Annotated in this window: 12 protein-coding genes and 6 tRNA genes; 2 read left to right on the forward strand and 16 right to left on the reverse strand. The window is 67.8% G+C overall.

Annotation, left to right across the window (positions count from 1 at the left end):
- From bioB to K2W61_RS13745, 8 genes are all read right to left on the reverse strand, one after another.
- Nucleotides 1-1,026 carry a biotin synthase BioB gene (gene bioB, locus K2W61_RS13710; RefSeq protein ID WP_175141681.1) on the reverse strand — a complete coding sequence of 342 codons (1,026 nt, stop codon included), beginning with the start codon at nt 1,024-1,026 and terminating at the stop codon, nt 1-3.
- Between the two features lie 235 nt (nt 1,027-1,261).
- Nucleotides 1,262-2,761: a helix-turn-helix transcriptional regulator gene (locus tag K2W61_RS13715; RefSeq protein WP_175133619.1), complete on the reverse strand. Its 1,500-nt coding sequence runs from the start codon at nt 2,759-2,761 to the stop codon at nt 1,262-1,264.
- Between the two features lie 231 nt (nt 2,762-2,992).
- Nucleotides 2,993-3,069: transfer RNA gene (locus K2W61_RS13720), tRNA-Asp, on the reverse strand.
- A gap of 77 nt (nt 3,070-3,146) precedes the next feature.
- A tRNA-Glu gene (locus K2W61_RS13725) sits at nt 3,147-3,222 on the reverse strand.
- 45 nt (nt 3,223-3,267) lie between these two features.
- Nucleotides 3,268-3,343: transfer RNA gene (locus K2W61_RS13730), tRNA-Ala, on the reverse strand.
- A gap of 103 nt (nt 3,344-3,446) precedes the next feature.
- Nucleotides 3,447-3,523 (reverse strand) — tRNA-Asp (locus K2W61_RS13735).
- 61 nt (nt 3,524-3,584) lie between these two features.
- Nucleotides 3,585-3,660: transfer RNA gene (locus K2W61_RS13740), tRNA-Glu, on the reverse strand.
- 47 nt (nt 3,661-3,707) lie between these two features.
- A tRNA-Ala gene (locus K2W61_RS13745) sits at nt 3,708-3,783 on the reverse strand.
- Nucleotides 3,784-4,202: 419 nt separating this feature from the next.
- On the opposite strand from K2W61_RS13745, the gene K2W61_RS13750 reads away from it, so the two are divergent.
- Nucleotides 4,203-5,258: an aldo/keto reductase gene (locus K2W61_RS13750; RefSeq protein ID WP_236755837.1), complete on the forward strand. Its 1,056-nt coding sequence runs from the start codon at nt 4,203-4,205 to the stop codon at nt 5,256-5,258.
- A 92-nt stretch (nt 5,259-5,350) separates the two neighbouring features.
- Here the strand turns inward: K2W61_RS13750 and lnt are convergent, their stop codons facing one another.
- The 5 genes from lnt to miaB form a co-directional block, all read right to left on the reverse strand.
- A complete protein-coding gene (gene lnt, locus K2W61_RS13755) occupies nt 5,351-6,982 on the reverse strand; it encodes an apolipoprotein N-acyltransferase (protein WP_236755838.1) in 1,632 nt (543 codons plus the stop codon).
- Nucleotides 6,979-7,869, reverse strand: a complete 891-nt coding sequence (locus tag K2W61_RS13760) for an HlyC/CorC family transporter (protein WP_175133622.1) — start codon at nt 7,867-7,869, stop codon at nt 6,979-6,981. The genes lnt and K2W61_RS13760 overlap by 4 nt, the downstream gene beginning before the upstream one ends.
- Before the next feature lie 154 nt (nt 7,870-8,023).
- Nucleotides 8,024-8,497 carry an rRNA maturation RNase YbeY gene (ybeY, locus tag K2W61_RS13765; RefSeq protein ID WP_175133623.1) on the reverse strand — a complete coding sequence of 158 codons (474 nt, stop codon included), beginning with the start codon at nt 8,495-8,497 and terminating at the stop codon, nt 8,024-8,026.
- Nucleotides 8,487-9,512 (reverse strand): PhoH family protein, encoded by a 1,026-nt coding sequence (locus K2W61_RS13770; RefSeq protein WP_236755839.1) that lies wholly within the window; start codon nt 9,510-9,512, stop codon nt 8,487-8,489. Before K2W61_RS13770 ends, ybeY begins: the two co-directional genes overlap by 11 nt.
- Entirely contained in the window at nt 9,509-10,942 is a 1,434-nt protein-coding gene (miaB, locus tag K2W61_RS13775; RefSeq protein WP_175133625.1) for a tRNA (N6-isopentenyl adenosine(37)-C2)-methylthiotransferase MiaB, read from the reverse strand. The genes K2W61_RS13770 and miaB overlap by 4 nt, the downstream gene beginning before the upstream one ends.
- A gap of 165 nt (nt 10,943-11,107) precedes the next feature.
- Here miaB and K2W61_RS13780 point away from each other — a divergent pair, with 165 nt between their 5' ends.
- Complete coding sequence (locus K2W61_RS13780; protein ID WP_236755840.1) at nt 11,108-11,866, forward strand: phosphatase PAP2 family protein; 759 nt, start codon at nt 11,108-11,110, stop codon at nt 11,864-11,866.
- 98 nt (nt 11,867-11,964) lie between these two features.
- Here K2W61_RS13780 and K2W61_RS13785 read toward each other — a convergent pair whose 3' ends face one another.
- The 3 genes from K2W61_RS13785 to secF all read right to left on the reverse strand — a co-directional run bounded on the left by K2W61_RS13785 (nt 11,965) and on the right by secF (nt 14,410).
- Nucleotides 11,965-12,684 carry an alanyl-tRNA editing protein gene (locus K2W61_RS13785; protein WP_175133627.1) on the reverse strand — a complete coding sequence of 240 codons (720 nt, stop codon included), beginning with the start codon at nt 12,682-12,684 and terminating at the stop codon, nt 11,965-11,967.
- A 24-nt stretch (nt 12,685-12,708) separates the two neighbouring features.
- The gene (locus K2W61_RS13790; RefSeq protein WP_175133628.1) at nt 12,709-13,386 is read right to left on the reverse strand and encodes a VOC family protein; all 678 of its coding nucleotides are present in this window, start codon (nt 13,384-13,386) and stop codon (nt 12,709-12,711) included.
- Between the two features lie 88 nt (nt 13,387-13,474).
- The gene (gene secF, locus K2W61_RS13795) at nt 13,475-14,410 is read right to left on the reverse strand and encodes a protein translocase subunit SecF (protein ID WP_175133629.1); all 936 of its coding nucleotides are present in this window, start codon (nt 14,408-14,410) and stop codon (nt 13,475-13,477) included.
- Nucleotides 14,411-14,444 lie beyond the last annotated feature (34 nt).

The raw sequence follows: 14,444 nt of genomic DNA on the forward strand, positions 1-14,444 counted from the left end.
TCACGCCGGCTCGTCCTGCCGCGGGTGATGATGCGGCTGCTGGCCGGCGTCGATACGCATGCCCAGGCGCTGCAGCAGACGCTGGTCGGCCTCCATGCGCGGGTTGCCGGTGGTCAGCAGCACATCGCCGTAGAACATCGAATTGGCGCCCGCCATGAAGCACAATGCCTGCATCGCGTCGTCCATGGCCTCGCGCCCGGCCGACAGGCGCACCATGGCGCGCGGCATGGTGATGCGCGCCACCGCGATGGTGCGCACGAACTCGAACGGATCAAGCGGTTCGGCATCGGCCAGCGGCGTGCCTTCCACCCGCATCAGGTTGTTGATCGGCACCGATTCCGGATAGGGCGCCATATTGGCCAACTGTGCGATCAGGCCGGCGCGCTCCTGGCGCGATTCGCCCATGCCGACGATGCCGCCGCAGCAGACGTTGATGCCGGCGCCGCGCACCCGTTCCAGGGTGTCCAGACGGTCCTGGTAGGTGCGGGTGGTGACAACCTTGCCGTAGAACTCGGGCGCGGTGTCCAGGTTGTGGTTGTAGTAGTCCAGGCCGGCGTCCCTGAGCTGTTCGGCCTGGCCTTCACGCAGCATGCCCAGGGTAACGCAGGTCTCCAGGCCCAACGCCTTGACCGCGCTGACCATTTCGGCCACGGCCTCCAGGTGGTGCGGCTTGGGGCTGCGCCAGGCCGCGCCCATGCAGAAGCGTTGCGCGCCGCCGGCCTGGGCCGCGCGCGCCGCGGCCAGCACTTCCTCCAGCGGCATCAGTTTTTCCGCTTCCAGGCCGGTGTCGTAGCGCGAGGACTGCGAGCAGTAGCCGCAGTCCTCGGGACAGCCGCCGGTCTTGATCGACAGCAGGCTCGACAGCTGGATGCCGTTGGGATCGAAGTGGGCGCGGTGGGTCTGCTGCGCGCGGTACACCAGGTCCATGAACGGCAGGTCATAGAGTTCCATCACGGCGGCGCTGCTCCAGGCAGGCGCCAGCGGCGTCTTGGGCGGTTTCGGAACGGGTATGTAGGCGGTCTGCATGAACGGACTCCAGAAGGCTCGCGAGGATCGCGCCGGGCGCCCGGGGTGGGCGGCTCGACCGGCGGATCGTATGAAGCTGCGCAGGGTTTGCGCAATCTGGTGCCGGTCCCCGATATAGCAGGGACGTTGCCGACGTTTTTGCTGGAAATGACGATTTTTAGGCGTGGGCGGAATCGAACGCGGCGGCATCTTCGCGCAGTCGGCCGCCCGGATTATTTTGCTTCAATTTGTAAGATCAGGAGGCGCCGCCCGGCGCGGACTTGCCGCGGGTCTTCGGTTTCTCGTGGCCGGTGATGCCGCGGTCGCGCGCCCAGACGATGGCCGCGCTGCGCCGGTGTACGCCGATCTTGCTGTAGATGGTCGCCACGTGGTTGCGCACCGTATTGCGCGACAGGCGCAACTGGCGCGCGATGCCATCGTCGTCATGGCCCTGGCACAACAGCCCGAGCACCTCGCGCTCACGCGCCGTCAACTGCGCCAGCTCGGCCACGTCGCGGCTCGCCGGCGCCGGCGCGCGCAATTGCGCCAGCTTCTCGATGATGCCGCGGCTGAACCAGGAGGTGTCCTGCATCACGGCTTCGATCGCGGTCAAGAGTTCGGTTTCGGTGCGCTTGCGTTCGCTGATGTCCTGCAGCACCAGCAGCACGCGCTGCTCGCCGCCGATCATGACGGGCTCGGCCGACAGCAGGCAGTCGAGCTGGGCGCCGTCCGCCGTGACCAGCGCGGTCTCGCGATTGCGCACGCTTTCGCCGCGCGCCAGCGCGGCCGTCAAGTCTTCGTCCGGGCGCAGTCCGAAGGCGGTCAGCTCCTGGCCCACGGCCTCCTCTGGCGCCACGTCCACGGCCTGGGCGTAGGCGTCGTTGATATCCAGCGCGTGCAATGAACTGCCCTCGCACAGCGCCATGGGCACGGGCGCCAGGCGGAACGCCTTGGAAAACCGTTCCTCGCTTTGCTGCAAGGCTTCTTCGGCGCGCTTGCGCTTTTCCAGGTCGATGAAAGTGAACAGCATGCAGGGCTCATCCTGCATGTCTATCGGCTGGCCGGCGACGATCACGAATTTGGCGCCGCCGTCGGCCAGCCGCAGCACGCCCTCGCGCTGGCCGATGGTCTGGCCCGCGTTGAGCTTGGCCACCGCGTCTTCCCGGTCGTCGCCGCCTTCCAGCACATCCAGTTCGTAGGCCGATTTGCCCAGCACCGCGTCGCGCGCCAGGCCGGTCATGTCCAGGAATCCCTGGTTCACTTTCACGTAGCGCAGGTCGGATAGCCGGCAGATCAGCGCGGGCGCCGGGTTGGCCGCGAAGGTGCGCTCGAAGCGCTGCTCGGCGTTGAGCTGGTCGGTCTGGTCATCCAGGATCAGCACGCGATAGTCGGCGTCTTCATTTTCGAGCAGCAGGCCTCGCGCGCGGATGTGGCGCTGGAAGTCCGGGTCGTCCTTGCGGGTCAGGTCCAACAGCAGATCGTCGAAGGCAAGGCCAGCGGCCAGCCGGTCCAGCGGATACTGCCGGGCCGGCACACGGTGGTGATTGCGGTAGGTCAGCGCGTAGCGCTTGCGGTAGCCGGCCGGTGTCTGCCCCAGCGCCTGCGCCGTGTCGGCCCCATGCAGCGCCAGGGCGCTGGCGTTGGCCCAGGCGATGGCACCATCGGCTTCGAGCAGGATGATGCCTTCGTTCAGGCCAGCGATGATGCGTTGCAGGTGCTGGCGATGCGTGTGCGGGGCGGCGTTGCTGGCGGTCACGTGGGCCTCTTGGCTTGGCTGGCACAAGCCCACAGGATGCGTTGCGATGGGCGGCCTGTCCAGAGGATAAACGGACGAGACGAGGGGATGGGAGCGGCATGGCGCCTGCCGCCGCGCAAAGCAAAAAAGCCCCGGAATCCGGAGCTTTTGGCGGGCGCCTTCTGGCGCAGTACAGGAAGACTCCTGCGGAACAACTGGTCTTGCGGCTTGCTGGGATGCACACAAGATGCTTGGCGGAGCGGACGGGGCTCGAACCCGCGACCCCCGGCGTGACAGGCCGGTATTCTAACCAACTGAACTACCGCTCCGCAGCGGCTTACGAGATTTCAGAGCACACCGTCTTGTCAGGACAGCCTTGCAAAATCCGGTTGGCGAGCCAGCGAACTGGCGTCCCCTAGGGGATTCGAACCCCTGTACTCACCGTGAAAGGGTGATGTCCTAGGCCTCTAGACGAAGGGGACCGGAACTTGCAACTGCTCGAACTACTGTACTACTTACTGCTTTACTGGTGGAGGTAAGCGGGATCGAACCGCTGACCTCTTGCATGCCATGCAAGCGCTCTCCCAGCTGAGCTATACCCCCCAGAATCCCTGCTGTTCCAAGCTGCAAACAACAAGGCTTACACCCTATAAATGCAAAAAGCCCCGAGGACGGAGCTCTTGAAAGGCACTGCGTAGAGCGCTTTTGGCGGAGCGGACGGGGCTCGAACCCGCGACCCCCGGCGTGACAGGCCGGTATTCTAACCAACTGAACTACCGCTCCGCAGCGGCTTACTCAACTACTGTGTCACTTCAACTGCATCTGGTACTGCTGCCAGTAAGACTGGCGTCCCCTAGGGGATTCGAACCCCTGTACTCACCGTGAAAGGGTGATGTCCTAGGCCTCTAGACGAAGGGGACTTGGACTTGCCGTACTGCTGATCTTTACTGCATTCTTCGCTTTGGACTGGTGGAGGTAAGCGGGATCGAACCGCTGACCTCTTGCATGCCATGCAAGCGCTCTCCCAGCTGAGCTATACCCCCGTTCTTCTAATCAAGTCCCGCTACGTTCCACGCTTTTTCGAGCACTTTCGTGTTCGTTTCAGGTGTTTCGTTGCCGGTTTGTTTAGTGCCGTTGGCGAAGAAACGAGATTATGCACGAACTAATTTTGGTGTGCAAGTCGATTGCAGGCAAAAAATGAAAAAGTTGCGCCGAAATTGTTTTCAGAGGGACCGATGCGGGGCCGCCGCGACGCCGGCCGCTGATCGAGCCGCGGGTTGCCTGGGGGCGGGCAGGGCCTTTGCCGCGCGATGCACGGCCCTCGCGCCGGCAGCAGGCGGCGGTTCGCGCGGCATGCAACGGCCGGAAAATCAAAGGCTTGCGCGAGTGCTATCGTGAGGGACGGTTGCGGGCACGCGCGGCGTGTTCCGCCATGATGTCCTGCCGGCAGGAGATTTTTCGCATGAGCACCAAGACTTCCTTTCCCACGCGCCCGTTGGGGCGCAGCGACATGTCCATCACGCGGATCGGCCTGGGCGCCTGGGCCATGGGCGGCAATGCCTGGGCCATCGGCTGGGGGCCACAGGATGACAGCGATTCGATCGATGCGATCCGCCTGGCGGTAGACCGTGGCATCAACTGGATCGATACCGCCGCGGTCTATGGGCTGGGCCATGCCGAGGAAGTGGTGGGACGGGCGCTGGCGCAGATGCCCCTCGGCGACCGGCCCTATGTCTTCACCAAGTGCGGCCTGACCTGGTCCGCCGACCAGCCTCGGGCGATGCCACGTCGCAGCGGCGCGCCGGACAGCATCCGCCGTGAAGTCGAGGCCTCGCTGCGGCGCCTGGGCGTGGAACGCATCGACCTTTATCAGATGCACTGGCCGGCCGGCGATGGCACGCCGCTCGACGTCTATTGGCAGACATTGCTGGACCTCAAGCGCGAGGGCAAAGTGCGCGCGGTGGGCCTGTCCAATCACAATCTGGCGCAGTTGCTGGACGCCGAGGCGCTGGGCCACGTGGAGTCGCTGCAGCCGCCGTTCTCGGCGATCCAGCGCGGCGCGGCCAGCGATCTGATCCCGTGGTGCGCGCAGAACGGCACGGGGGTCATCGTCTACAGCCCGATGCAGTCCGGCCTGCTCAGCGGCGGCTTCTCCGTCGAGCGCGCGCAAGCCCTGCCCGAGGACGACTGGCGTTCGCGCAACGCCGAATTCCAGGCGCCCAACCTGGTCCGCAATCTGGCGCTGGCCGAGGCCTTCAAGCCCATCGCCGAGCGCCATGGCACCACCCAGGCGGCGGTCGCCATCGCCTGGACGCTGGCATGGCCGGGAGTCACCGGCGCCATTGTCGGCATGCGCAATACGGCGCAGGTCAATGGCGTGCTGGGCGCGGCGGAGCTGGAACTGGACGGCGAAGACATGACGCGCATCGCGGACGCGATCGAGCGTACCGGGGCGGGCGTGGGACCGCTGCGGCCGCTCGACGACAGCGGCGCGCTGCCCGCCGATCTGCTGCGTTGAGGCCGCGCCGGTAAAGCGCCCGGCCCGAGGCGCGCGGCCCGGCCGGATGACCCGGGATGGGAGGGCGCCGGGCGCAGGCGCCCGGTCCGTTGTCAGCCGCGGCGCGCGCGGCGGCGGCCGAAGGCGGCGATGAGCGCCAGGCCGATCAGCGCCAGCGCCGACTTGTCGCCGAAACGCGCATAGGGCGTCAGGCCCGTCATGCCTTGCACCGATACCGGCAGCACGCCCGGCTGCAGCGGCGCCAGTTGAGCCGCCACATGGCCCTTGGCGTCGATGGCCGCGGTGATGCCGGTGTTGGTGGCGGTCAGCATGGGGCGCGCGGTTTCGATCGTGCGCAGGCGGCCGATCTGCAGATGCTGGCGCAACGCCCAGGTATCGCCGAACCAGCCCAGGTTGCTGACGTTGACCAGGATGGTGGCGCCCGGCTCGCCCTGGGGACCCGGTTGCAGCGCGGGCAGCAGGTCGGGGCCGAACAGGTCTTCGTAGCAGATGTTGAAGGCGATGTGCTGCCCGTCCACCGCGAACGGCGTCTGGCGCGCGGGACCGCGGTCGAAATCGCCCAGGGGAATGTTCAGCATGTCGACGAACCAGTGGAAGCCCGGCGGCACGTATTCGCCCCAAGGCACCAGATGGCGCTTGTCGTAGCGCATGGCGGTGCTGCCGCCGGTCAATTGTTCCAGCGGCGTCTTGCCGTCGAAGCCTATGACGCTGTTGGTATAGCGGTCGCGGCCATCGACCACGTCGTGGATCGGCACCCCCATGGCGATCACGGCGTCCCGGCGCGCGGCGACCTGGCGCCACACCTCCCAGGCGCGGGGATCGAGCTGGTCCTGGAAGATCGGCAGCACGGTTTCCGGCAGGATCACCAGTTGCGGGGGCGGCACGCCCGGCGCCGGCGCCATGGCGGTCAGTTCCAGGTGGCGGCGCAGGCTCTGGTCCAGCAGCGCCGGGTCGAATTTCTGCGACTGCTCGATATTGCCCTGGACCAGGCGCACGTTCAGCGCCTCGCCGCTGGGCGCGGACCAGTCGATGCGCGACAGCGGCCAGCCGGCGGCGGCCAGTGCCAGCGCCACGCCGGCGGCGAGCGCGCGGCGGCTGTCGCGGGCTGCGTTGCGATCGCCGGCCGGACGCCAGAGGCTGGCGATCGCGGCGGCGGCGAAGGCCGCCACCAGCGCCATGCCGTGTACGCCCAGCAGCGGCGCCCAACCGGCGATCGGGCCGTCGACCTGCGCGTAACCGATATTGAGCCAGGGGAAGCCGGTCAGGAGCACCGCGCGGATCCATTCGAAGCCGGCCCACAGCGCGCCCCAGGCCAGCGTCCCGGATAGCACGCGCGCCGGGGTCGAATCGGCCGCCAGCGGCGCATAGCGCCGCGCCAGCGCGCCCGCGGTGGCCGGAAACAGCGCCAGGAAGGCCGACAGCACCAGCACCGCGGCCACGGCCAGCGGCGCGGCCAGGTCGCCGTAGCGGTACAGGCTGATGAAGATCCAGTACAGGCCCAGGGCGTAGGTGGCGAAGCTGAACAGCCAGCCGCGCAGCCAGGCCTGGCGCGCCGAGGGCGCGTACAGCGTGACGCGGGCGGCCACCGCCAGCGCCAGGATCTGGGTGATGGCCAGGGCCCAGTCCGGCAGCGGGCCGGGCGCGAACGTGAGGGCGTGTACGGCGCCGGCCAGCGTCAGGCCGGCGGCGCCCAGCAGGACCGGACCGCGGGGGGCGCGGCTCATGCGCCGGCGTCGGCCGAGGTGCCGCGGGATGGCGCCACGCGCTTGACGCGCAGCCAGATGGCGCGGCGCGCGTCGCCGCGCGCCACTTCCAGCTTCAGGCCGTCGAATTCGGCGATGTCGCCGCGACGCGGGATGCGGCCCAGTTGGCCGCCCATCCAGCCGCCGACGCTGTCGTATTCGTCATCGGGCAACCGGCAGCCGAACACGTCGTTGAAGTGCGAGATGTCGGTGGCCGCCAGCACGCGCCACTGGTTCTCGCCCTCGGGGAAGATCGAGTCTTCCTCGGTTTCGTCGAACTCGTCTTCGATGTCGCCGACGATCTGTTCCAGCACGTCTTCCATCGTGACCAGGCCGGAGATGCCGCCATGCTCGTCGATGACGATGGCCTGGTGGTTGCGGCTGGCCCGGAACTCGTGCAGCAGCACGTTCAGGCGCTTGGATTCGGGAATAAACACGGCCGGGCGCACCAGCGAGCGCACCTCGATGTCGGGTTCCAGCATGCAGCGCAGCAGATCCTTGGCCAGCAGGATGCCGATGATGTTGTCGCGGTCGCCCTCGTAGACCGGGAACCGCGAGTGCGCGGTCTCGATCACGTTGGCCACCAAATAGGGGATGGGCTGCGTGACGTCGAGCAGGTCCATGCGCGAGCGCGGCACCATGATGTCGCCGACGGTGCCTTCGGACACGGCCAGCGCGCCCTTGATCATCTTGTAGGACTCCGCGTCCAGCAGGTTGCGGTCATGCGCGGCTTCCAGGATGGCCTTGATGCCTTCACGGTCCTCGGGCTCGCGGCGCACAAGGGAAAGCAGGCGGTCTAGAAGGGATTTGGTGGCGGGTTTGGATGAGCGAGCGGGAGTCGCTTCGGGAGCAGGGTAAGGGTCAGACATCGTCCGGGAGGACAAGTTATGGAGGGGCCAGCATAACCGAATCTGGCGCCCGATTTGTAACGCCGCCCCCCAAAATGGGGCCAACCGACGCGATCTGCGCCTTGCTGGACGCCATTTCGCGCCGATTGCTCAGGGTTGACCCCAAGCCTCCCGGTCAGGCGGCGGTATAGGGGTCGGCGATGCCCATGCGGGCCAGCGTGGCGGTTTCCAGCGCCTCCATGCGGCGGGCGTCGCGCGCCTTGATGTGGTCGTAGCCGAGCGAGTGCAGCACGCCGTGCAGCGTCAGGTGAGCGGCATGGTCGAGCAGCGCCTTGCGTTGCTCGCGCGCTTCGCGCACCAGCACCGGCACGCACATCACGATGTCGCCGCGCGCCACGCCCAGCGGGTCCACGCCATACTCGAACGTCAGCACGTTGGTGGCGTAGTCGCGCTGGCGGAAATCGCGGTTCAGGCGGCGCCCTTCGGCCGCGCCCACCAGGCGCAGGCTGAGTTCGGCGGCGGTGAAGTCCACCAGACCGTCCTCGGCCGCGGCGGCCAGCGCGCGCTCGGCCCAGCGCCGCAGGCGCCAGCGCGGCAGGCGGGGTTCATCGACTCCGTACTGGACGGACAGGGACAGTTCAGGCGCCATTTTCCTCGGCCCGGTCGTAGGCATCGACGATGCGCGCCACCAGCGGATGGCGCACCACGTCGCGGCTGGTGAAGCGGGTGGTGGCGATGCCCTGCACCTCGTGCAGTACCTTCACGGCGTGCGCCAGGCCGCTTTCCTGGCCGCGCGGCAGGTCCACCTGCGAGGGGTCGCCGGTGATGACGGCCTTGCTGCCGAAGCCGATGCGCGTCAGGAACATCTTCATCTGCTCCGGCGTGGTGTTCTGCGCCTCGTCCAGGATGACGAAGGCGTGGTTCAGGGTGCGGCCGCGCATGTAGGCCAAGGGGGCGATCTCGATGGTCTGCTTCTCGAACAGGCGCTGCACCTTCTCGAAGCCCATCAGGTCGTACAGGGCGTCGTACAGCGGGCGCAGGTAGGGATCGACCTTCTGCGCCAGGTCGCCGGGCAGGAAGCCCAGGCGCTCGCCGGCCTCCACCGCCGGGCGCGTCAGCACCAGGCGCTGCACCGTGTCGCGTTCCATCGCGTCGATGGCGCAGGCCACCGCCAGCCAGGTCTTGCCGGTGCCGGCCGGACCCACGCCGAAGGTGATGTCGTGCTTGAGGATGTTGTTCAGGTAGTCGCGCTGGCGCGGGGTGCGCGGACGCAGGTCGCTGCGCTTGGTGCGCAGGGCGATGGCATCGCTGTCGTCGTCCAGCGCGGGCAGCGGCTCGGCCTCGCGGGCGGGCACTTCCTGCAGCTTGTCTTCCTGGCGGCCGATGCCGATCTCGACCAGCCCCAGCTGGATGTCGTCGACCGACAGGGCGCGGTGCACGGCCTGCTCATGGAAGCGGCGCAGCACGCGTCCGGCCAGCTCCGCCCGCTCGCCTTCGATGGTGACGCGGCTGCCGCGGCGCGCGAGCTGCACGCCCATGCCGTCGGCCAGTTGGCGCAGGTTCTCGTCCAGCGGGCCGCACAGATTGGCCAGGTGGGTGTTGTCGCCGTCCAGGACGACGACGGCGGGCAGGGGGCGGCGGGCGCGGGGGCGGGAAGTGGTCATTCGGCCTCTTGGGAGTCGCGGTCGATGTCGGCCACCCGGGCGCGCAGCGAATTGGTGTGCGCGTCGGTGATGATGACGTCGACCATCTGTCCGATGAGCCGCGCGGGCGCGGCGAAGTTGACGATGCGGTTGTTCTCGGTGCGGCCCATCAGCTCGTTCGGGTCGCGCCGCGAGGGGCCTTCGACCAGCAGACGCTGGCGGGTGCCGATCATGTTGCGGGCGATGGCGGCGGCCTGCTCGTTGATCAGCGCCTGCAGCCGCTGCAGGCGGCGCAGCTTGACGTCCTGCGGGGTGTCGTCGTGCAGGTCGGCGGCCGGCGTGCCGGGGCGGCGCGAGTAGACGAACGAGAACGAGGTGTCGAAGCCGACGTCCTCGATCAGCTTCATGGTTTTTTCGAAGTCTTCCTCGGTTTCGCCGGGGAAGCCGACGATGAAGTCGGACGACAGTGTCAGGTTGGGGCGCGCGGCGCGCAGGCGGCGCACCACCGACTTGAATTCCAGGGTGGTGTAGCCGCGCTTCATGGCCGCCAGCACGCGGTCGCTGCCGGCCTGCACCGGCAGGTGCAGGAACGACACCAGCTTGGGCAGGCGGGCGTAGGCATCCACCATGCGCTGGGTCATTTCCTTGGGGTGCGAGGTGGTGTAGCGGATGCGCTCGATGCCGGGGATCTCGTGCACGTATTCCAGCAGCATGGCGAAATCGGCGATCTCGTCGCTGTCGCTCATGCGGCCGCGGTAGGCGTTGACGTTCTGGCCCAGCAGCGTCACTTCCTTGACGCCCTGGTCGGCCAGGTCGGCCACTTCGACCAGCACGTCGTCGAACGGCCGCGAGACTTCCTCGCCGCGCGTGTAGGGCACGACACAGAAGCTGCAGTACTTGCTACAGCCTTCCATGATCGAGACGAAGGCGGTGGCGCCTTCGACCCGCGGCGGCGGCATGTTGTCGAACTTCTCGATCTCGGGGAAGCTGATGTCGACCTGCGAACGCCCCTCGGCGCGGCGGCGCTGGATCAGGTCGGGCAGGCGGTGCAGGGTCTGCGGGCCGAACACCACGTCCACATAGGGCGCGCGCTTGACGATGGCCTCGCCTTCCTGGCTGGCGACGCAGCCGCCCACGCCGATCACCAGGTTCGGGTTGGTCTTTTTCAGGTGCTGCACGCGGCCCAGGTCGGAAAAGACCTTTTCCTGCGCCTTCTCGCGCACCGAACAGGTGTTGAACAGGATGACGTCGGCGTCTTCCGGGTTGTCGGTCAGCTCCAGGCCCTGGTCGCCGCGCAGCACGTCGGCCATCTTGTCCGAGTCGTACTCGTTCATCTGGCAGCCGAAGGTGCGGATGTACAGCTTGCGGGGAGCGCCGGTGGCGGGGGCGGGCGGGACGGCGGCAGCGCCGTCTTGCGCGTGGGGCACGCGCTTGAGGGAAGTTTCTTGCATGTCGGTCGCCGTGACGGGTGTAGATCCCGGGGGCAGAGGAGAGGGGAAAAGCGGGATTTTACCCCTTGCTGCAAATTTCCTTCATGGAGAAGCAATGCAGGGTTACGATAGCTGGCCTTGGCCGACTCCCCGGCCGAGAACAATTATCTTTACGCGACCGGTTCGATGACGACGAATCCTTCTCTTCCCCCGCGGGCCGCGCTGGCGCCGGGCGCCGCGGCGGCGCCGGACGCGTTCCGCAATCCGCTGTCGACCCGGGCCTGGCTGCTGGCCGGACTCGGCGTGGCCGTGGTGGCCGCGGTCTGTGCCCTGTGGGTGGATCTGCCGCTGGCGATCTGGATCCGGCAATCGGTCAGCGACGGCGTCAACACCTCATTCGAATGGATCGGGGAAATGGGCGAAAGCGGCCGCTACATCGGCGTGGCGCTGGCGTTCTACATCATTGGCCTGGTGGGCCTGGCGCGCGGCTGGCGCAATCCGGTGCGCATGAGCTACGCCAGCATGGCGCGCGGCAGCCTGCTGATGCTGTCGACCATGGCGGTGGGCGGGCTGGTGGTGCTGGCGCTCAAGCGCTCGGTGGCGCGCGCGCGCCCTGAGCTGTTCTTCGAGAAGGGCATCTACGGGCTGGGCGAATCGTTCTCGCGCGCCAACCAGTTCAATTCCTTTCCTTCCAGCCACACCTATGCGGCCTTCGCAGTGGCGGTGGTGCTGGGCATCCTGGCGCCGCGCTGGCGCTGGGCCTTCCTGTCGCTGGCCGCGCTGGTCGCCACCAGCCGCCTGATCAACCTGGATCATTACCTGTCCGACGTGCTCAGCGCCGCCGCGATCGCCATCGCGGTCGGTCATTTACTGGCGCCGCGCGTGCTCGGTAGCAAGTATCAGTGGCCGCTGCGCGCGCCGTGGCGCTGGTGGCGCAAGGGCTGAACCCGTCGCAATGCCGGGTGCAGGCCTTCGGCTTGAGCGCCTGACGGCCCGATCTCCGGGGGACGATGGACGGGCGGGCCTGGCCCGCGCCGGTCGGGTCAGGCCGGCGCGAACGCCACCACCACGCGGCGGTTGGTGCGGCTCTTCTTTTCGATCTTGGTGACGGTCACCCGGCCAATCTCGCCGGTGTTGGCCACGTGCGTGCCGCCACAGGGCTGGCGATCCACGCCGGGAATCTCGATGATGCGGATACGCTCGGCGCCCGCCGGCGGCGCCGCGCCGATGGTGCGCACCAGGTCCGGCTGCGCCGCCAGTTCCTCGGGCGTGATGGCGTTGACGGTGACGTCCGTGCCGGCCGTGATCAGCGCGTTCAGACGCTCGGTCAGGTCGGCCTTGTCCAGGGTCGATTCGGGCAGGTCGAAATCGATGCGCGCCGAATCGGGCGAAATGCTGCAGCCGGTGACCGGGGCGGGCACCAGCGAACCCAGCAGATGCAGGCAGGTGTGCAGGCGCATCAGCCGGTGGCGCCGCGGCCAGTCGACGGCTACCGTGACGCGCTCGCCCACCTGGGGCGCGGCCACGCCCTCGGCCAGCACATGCACGATGCGTTGGCGGTCATCGGCGTAGACCGTGTCGGCCAGCGCCAGCACCCGGCCGTCGGGCAGGGTCAGCGTGCCGCTGTCGCCCGCCTGGCCGCCGCTACGGGCGTAGCAGACGGTCTGGTCCAGTTCGATGCCATCGGCGCCGACGGCGATGACGGTGGCGTCGCACGCTTGCTGGTAGGGGGCGTCGTCGAAGCGCTTGTGGGTCGCGGTCATGGAGGTCTCCGTTGTTGTTGGGGGTCAGGCCAGGATGCGGACGCCCTGGCGGGTTTCGATGGCGGCGCGCAGGCGTGGCGGTCCGTCGTCCTGTTCGACGCTGATGAGGTGGCCGGCGCCCAGCCAGGCCAGCCCCTGGCGCAGCAGCGCCGCGCGCGGATGGGTGCCGGTCAGCGACAGCAGGGTCAGCGGCTGGCGCGTCAGGCTCACGCCAGGATAGGCGTCCACATCCCATTGGATCAGCGTCGGCAGCAGGCCGTCGCCGGCCGCTTCGCCGTGCTCGCGCCAGGCCGGCAGGTTGCCGTCATCGGGCACGGTAAGCCGCCAGCGCAGGTCGCCGCGCGTCATGGCGATGGCCGGCGCGATGCGCGCCGGGTGGCGCGCGCTCAGCGCGCTCAGGTCGTCCGGCGCTTCGACGCGCGCCGCCCAATGGGCCAGGAACGGCCCCTCGGCCAGCCGCGCGCGCATCGCCGGTTGGTCCAGCCCGAACCAGCGCGGCCGGTCTGGCGCGGGCGCATCCGGGTCGATGGCGATCACTTCCAGGTACGCGCCATCGGCCAGGCCGAGCACACGGTTGTGGGTGCCCATGCGCGGGTGCGCGCCACCGCCGGCGGGCGCGATGCCCAGCAGGTCGGCCACGTGGCGGGTGCCGCTGTCCAGGTCCGCGGCGGCGACAACGAGATGATCGAGGACGAGATTCATGGCGCTATGGTAGCGAATACGGGAGCAGTACCGTGCGCGCATGAAAAAACCCGCCACGATGGGCGGGTTGTCGGGGCCAGGAAACGACTCAGGCGACCTCGCCTTCCTCGCCTTCCTTCTTGACCGGCTTGATCAGATCTTCGCGCTTGACGCCCATCCACATGGCCAGCGCGGCGGCGACGAACACCGACGAGTAGATGCCGAACCAGATGCCGATGGTCAGGGCCAGGGCGAAGTAATGCAGGGTGGGGCCGCCGAAGAACAGCATGGCCAGCACCATCATCTGGGTCGAACCGTGGGTGATGATGGTGCGCGAGATGGTCTGGGTGATCGCGCTGTTGATGACTTCCTGCACGTTCGCCTTGCGGTACTTGCGGAAGTTCTCGCGGATCCGGTCCATGATGACCACGGATTCGTTCACCGAGTAGCCCAGCACCGCCAGCACGCCGGCCAGCACCGACAGCGAGAATTCCCACTGGAAGAAGGCGAAGAAGCCCAGGATGATCACCACGTCGTGCAGGTTGGCGAGCACGCCGGCCACGGCGAACTTCCATTCGAAACGGAAGCCCAGGTAGATCATGATGCCGATGACCACCATCAGCAACGCCATCAGGCCGTTGTGCAGCAGTTCCTGGCCCACCTGCGGACCGACGAACTCGACGCGGCGCAGTTCCACGCCCTGGTCCGCGGCTTTGAGCGCGGACAGGACGGTTTCGCTCTGGGTGGCGGACGTCTGGCCTTCCTGCAGGGGCAGGCGGATCATGACGTCGTGCGAGGTGCCGAAGTTCTGCACCTGGAAGTCGGTGTAGCCCAGCTTCGAGACCACACCGCGCACGCTTTCGAGCTGCGCGGTCTGGGCGTAGTTGACCTCCATGACCGTGCCGCCGGTGAATTCGATCGACAGGTGGAAGCCGCGCGTGATGATGAAAAAGACCGCCGCCACGAAGGTGACGAGGCTGATGATGTTCAGCACCAGCGCGTGGCGCATGAACGGGATGGTGCGGTGGATCCGGAAAAATTCCATTTTTTGCCCTGGCTAGTCGGTGACGGGCGGCGTG

Origin of the sequence: Achromobacter pulmonis (assembly GCF_021733725.1) — a bacterium.
GTDB classification, from domain to species: domain Bacteria; phylum Pseudomonadota; class Gammaproteobacteria; order Burkholderiales; family Burkholderiaceae_B; genus Achromobacter; species Achromobacter pulmonis.

What these genes read in the sequence shown, in the direction of transcription:
- bioB (WP_175141681.1), bottom strand. Translation starts at nt 1,026, where the DNA reads ATGCAGACCGCCTACATACCCGTTCCGAAACCGCCCAAGACGCCGCTG.
- K2W61_RS13750 (WP_236755837.1), top strand. Translation starts at nt 4,203, where the DNA reads ATGAGCACCAAGACTTCCTTTCCCACGCGCCCGTTGGGGCGCAGCGAC.
- lnt (WP_236755838.1), bottom strand. Translation starts at nt 6,982, where the DNA reads ATGAGCCGCGCCCCCCGCGGTCCGGTCCTGCTGGGCGCCGCCGGCCTG.
- K2W61_RS13760 (WP_175133622.1), bottom strand. Translation starts at nt 7,869, where the DNA reads ATGTCTGACCCTTACCCTGCTCCCGAAGCGACTCCCGCTCGCTCATCC.
- ybeY (WP_175133623.1), bottom strand. Translation starts at nt 8,497, where the DNA reads ATGGCGCCTGAACTGTCCCTGTCCGTCCAGTACGGAGTCGATGAACCC.
- K2W61_RS13770 (WP_236755839.1), bottom strand. Translation starts at nt 9,512, where the DNA reads ATGACCACTTCCCGCCCCCGCGCCCGCCGCCCCCTGCCCGCCGTCGTC.
- miaB (WP_175133625.1), bottom strand. Translation starts at nt 10,942, where the DNA reads ATGCAAGAAACTTCCCTCAAGCGCGTGCCCCACGCGCAAGACGGCGCT.
- K2W61_RS13780 (WP_236755840.1), top strand. Translation starts at nt 11,108, where the DNA reads ATGACGACGAATCCTTCTCTTCCCCCGCGGGCCGCGCTGGCGCCGGGC.
- K2W61_RS13785 (WP_175133627.1), bottom strand. Translation starts at nt 12,684, where the DNA reads ATGACCGCGACCCACAAGCGCTTCGACGACGCCCCCTACCAGCAAGCG.
- K2W61_RS13790 (WP_175133628.1), bottom strand. Translation starts at nt 13,386, where the DNA reads ATGAATCTCGTCCTCGATCATCTCGTTGTCGCCGCCGCGGACCTGGAC.
- secF (WP_175133629.1), bottom strand. Translation starts at nt 14,410, where the DNA reads ATGGAATTTTTCCGGATCCACCGCACCATCCCGTTCATGCGCCACGCG.